The following is a 3548-nucleotide window of genomic DNA, read 5'->3' as shown; positions in this document are numbered from 1 at the left end:
AAGCAGCGACCTATGGCCATGCTTTATCACGATTAAAGCGAGAAGGAAAATGTCCAGTAGATATTGAGCACAGGCAGATTAAGTATAAAAATAATGTCATTGAATGTGATCATGGTAAGTTAAAGCGGATCATCAGGGCCACATTAGGATTCAAATCTATGAAGACGGCTTATGCCACAATTAAAGGTATTGAAGTCATGCGTGCACTACGTAAAGGACAAGCATCGTCATTTTATTATGGCCAGCCTCAGGGTGAAGTGTGTCTAATCAACAGGGTTTTCGGTCTCTAAGCACTTTTTAAAGGGAACATCATCGACTCAAATCTCTATTTGCAACAGTGCCAAAAATACCGACCGACCGAAATTTCAAGAAATGTTGAACTATGTCCGGGAAGGGGACCGGGTGATTGTGCATTCCATGGATCGTTTTGCGCGAAGCCTAAAAGATTTGGTCACCGAAGTAGATAAACTGGTCAAACGAGGGATCGCCATCCAGTTTGTAAAAGAAAATATTACTTTTACGGCCCAATCCACCCCGATGGATAATTTGATGCTGCAACTGATGGGTGCTTTTGCACAATTCGAACGTGAGATTATTCTAGAGCGGCAAAAGGAAGGAATAAAATTAGCAGCAGCTCAAGGGAAATATAAAGGCCGTGTCCATAAATTGAATCTCGATCAGGCTGAAGCCCTACGACAAGCATGGAGAGAAGGGAAGTACTCATCAAAAGTTGCGTTAGCAAATGCTTTTGGTATCAGTCGACAGGCTGTTTATCGGTATTTAAAGTAGATCAATTTGGACTACTCCCAGTATCCTAGATATGAGGTAGCCTCATTTGGAAGTTGCCTCAAATTCTTCTGGGCTCATTCCGTCGAGATGTGAATGACGCCGGATTCGATTGTAAAAAATCTCGATATAATAAAATATATCTACACGAGCTATTTTTCGTGTTTTATAGATCTTCTTTTTGATCCTTTTATTTTTGAAGCTGCTAAAAAAATTCACCATTGAATTACGAGATGATCGGGATGAGTAAAGCGTACCTTTTCATTTAATATAAAATCTCTTATTTGTAACTCACTTTTGGACAAAAGTAAGTTACATTCTTTTTTTTAGATATCTTCCATACGAACAACTGATACATTTGAGATTCCCATCCCTTTTAAAGTATCGGAATGGTATTGTTCATCTTTAAAATCATAGAATGTTGCAACCCATTTGGCATCAGGCTTGACCGATTGAGTTAACTTATAGAAGTAAGGTAAATCCACATCAGCGAGTGAGTGACCAAGAACGTAAACCTCATCGACATTACTGAGTCTTAAAAAAGTCTTTGTTATTTTCGATGATTTTATCCATCCCTTTGAATGTTTTTGAAAAGTATTGATTGATTCCATTCTTGCCACGCTGAAAAGAATAATCGTACTGATCAGTCTCTTCTAAGCTGAGTGGGACCGTAACAATCCGTGGCATGTGCAAACATCGTTTAACCAAAAATATCTTTTCGCATGCTTAGTTGTTTTTGTCAACTTAACATTGTTTGTAGTGACTTAGACTAATGTTTATTTGAAATTCAAATTAAACAAATTTATAAAATAAAACAACTACTTAAATTTAATTATTTTAATGTGGTTCCGTTAATTAGACCACTCAATCTAGTTTTATAAGTGATAAATCCGCTCGTTATTGAGGATACTCCTGAAATTTCAGAACAAGATACTGAGCACAACAAGCTAATCAAACCAATCGTCTGCTCTGCTTGATACATTCCCCCACCAAGCTCGAAGCTAAAGTGGGGGGCTTATCGGCCAGTGTAAATCTAGATTTACGGCTTTAGATGCTAGTGGTTCTGATCATTAAAATCTAGTTTCAAAATAACCATCTAATTTTTTGAATTGTTTACCCTGAATTCTATTCAGGAATTGAGTGACAATAATTGTGACCTCTGCAATATCTTCATCTGTACTTCTTATAGCATTATGAACATCAAGCTTAGTTCGCCAATTCGTTGTTTGTATAGAACTCTCATCTCCCTTTGACAACAAAGGTAAGTTCAAATAAGCAATCTCTCCAAGATAATCCCAAGAACAAAAACTTTTACCTTTTTCCTCAAATAAGAAGTTTTTAGCACTTGTGAATGCCAAAACTTCTTTACCATTTTTCATAATTTTCTTTAGAAAAATATAGTTAATTTGCTCATTGATCTTGGTTGGATTTTGATGGTCTGGCAGGAACGTCAAATAAGATAAAACTGATACTTTGCCTAATGAAATATTAGGATTTATCTTTGTCTTACAATACTCAAACAAGGTTCCGTCAAAATTTTCATATACACCATTATTAGGTAAGTTATAGAAATCATATTTTTTTGATATGTCTTCAAGAATGAACTCAAGTGCTGGATAAATACCAATAGCCATGCACTCATGTAACCTATTCTCTGGATACTTTTTTATATCCGCAAAAATAGTACGACTGAAATGAACAAGATTTTCCCACAATACCTTTTCTTCAAAATTATTTTTTTCAACTGTGACTATTAGATTGTCAGCTACTTCTTGTTTCTTCGTTTGAAGTTCTTCTTTTCCCTTAGCAATTTTTGCTTGTTTTTTTGCTTCTTCCCTTTTTAATTCTTCTTGAGCTACACGCTTACGTTTTTCTTCCATCATTTTTTCATACGCTATATCTTCCTGACTTCGTGTATCTTTATAAGGTTGCGCGTCATGCATCTTAAATTTTCCCGTATCAGAACGGTAACCCAAGTAAAAAATTATAAAAGATATAATGATTGCGATAATTAAAAGTGTCATTTTTCAGTATTTTATGAAGAAGTTATAAAATTATACGAGATTTTTCATGTAAAACCATCATAAACGATATGGTTAAAATAATTGTATATCCACCGGTAATGCTCCCCTCAAATAATTGAACTTAAAAGTAGAAAATCGAATAGCCTTAATTTAAGGAGATTTTCTATGAAAACATCTAAATATTCAGACAGCTTAATCATGAGTATTTTGAAGCAAGCTGAAGCAGGAACTCCAGTTCCAAATCTATGCCGTGAACATGGAATGAGTTCGGCCACATTTTACAAATGGAAGTCCAAATACGGTGGCATGGATCTCTCGATGATGACTCGATTGAAAGAGCTAGAAGCTGAAAATACTCGTCTTAAACGTATGTATGCCGATGAGCGACTCAAGTCAGATATCTTACAAGACGCACTGTCAAAAAAGTTTTAAGGCCAATTCAACGTAAATCATTTGCTCAGCACGCTGTTGAGCAATTTGGTATTTCAGTGAGCAAGGCCTGTCTCATCTTTCACGTTAGTCAAACCTGCTATCGTTATATGGCTCAATTAAAAAAGCAGAATATAATCATCGCAGATTGGCTGATAAAGCTCACCAATGAGAATAAAACTGGCACTGTTGCAAATAGGGATCTGAGTCGATGATTTTCCCTTCAAAAAAGCTTAGAGACCGAAAACTCTATTTACTAGCCAAACTTCTCCTAGAATATTACCGTTATAAAATAATGAAGCTTGTCCT

General features: G+C 35.7%; 2 protein-coding genes and 5 pseudogenes. 3 read left to right on the top strand and 4 right to left on the bottom strand.

What is annotated here, in order from left to right; genetic code table 11:
• Nucleotides 1-290 (top strand): annotated as a pseudogene (locus FTU45_RS15170) (IS6-like element IS1008 family transposase); the annotation flags it as partial.
• A 46-nt stretch (nt 291-336) separates the two neighbouring features.
• Nucleotides 337-789: pseudogene (locus FTU45_RS15165) on the top strand (recombinase family protein); the annotation flags it as partial.
• A gap of 42 nt (nt 790-831) precedes the next feature.
• On the opposite strand, the pseudogene FTU45_RS15160 reads toward FTU45_RS15165, so the two are convergent.
• From FTU45_RS15160 to FTU45_RS15150, 3 genes and pseudogenes are all read right to left on the bottom strand, one after another.
• Nucleotides 832-1002: pseudogene (locus tag FTU45_RS15160) on the bottom strand (IS3 family transposase); the annotation flags it as partial.
• A gap of 110 nt (nt 1003-1112) precedes the next feature.
• The gene (locus FTU45_RS15155) at nt 1113-1397 is read right to left on the bottom strand and encodes an AbiH family protein (RefSeq protein WP_180076683.1); all 285 of its coding nucleotides are present in this window, start codon (nt 1395-1397) and stop codon (nt 1113-1115) included.
• Between the two features lie 459 nt (nt 1398-1856).
• Nucleotides 1857-2729 carry a hypothetical protein gene (locus FTU45_RS15150; RefSeq protein ID WP_180076682.1) on the bottom strand — a complete coding sequence of 291 codons (873 nt, stop codon included), beginning with the start codon at nt 2727-2729 and terminating at the stop codon, nt 1857-1859.
• 246 nt (nt 2730-2975) lie between these two features.
• Between FTU45_RS15150 and FTU45_RS15145 the strand changes: the two are divergent.
• Nucleotides 2976-3421 (top strand): annotated as a pseudogene (locus FTU45_RS15145) (transposase); the annotation flags it as partial.
• 51 nt (nt 3422-3472) lie between these two features.
• Here the strand turns inward: FTU45_RS15145 and FTU45_RS15140 are convergent.
• Nucleotides 3473-3548 (bottom strand): annotated as a pseudogene (locus FTU45_RS15140) (IS6 family transposase); the annotation flags it as partial.

Source organism: Acinetobacter sp. YH12106, from assembly GCF_013418995.1.
Taxonomy (GTDB): domain Bacteria; phylum Pseudomonadota; class Gammaproteobacteria; order Pseudomonadales; family Moraxellaceae; genus Acinetobacter; species Acinetobacter pseudolwoffii.
This window is presented reverse-complemented; position numbering and strand designations above follow the sequence as displayed.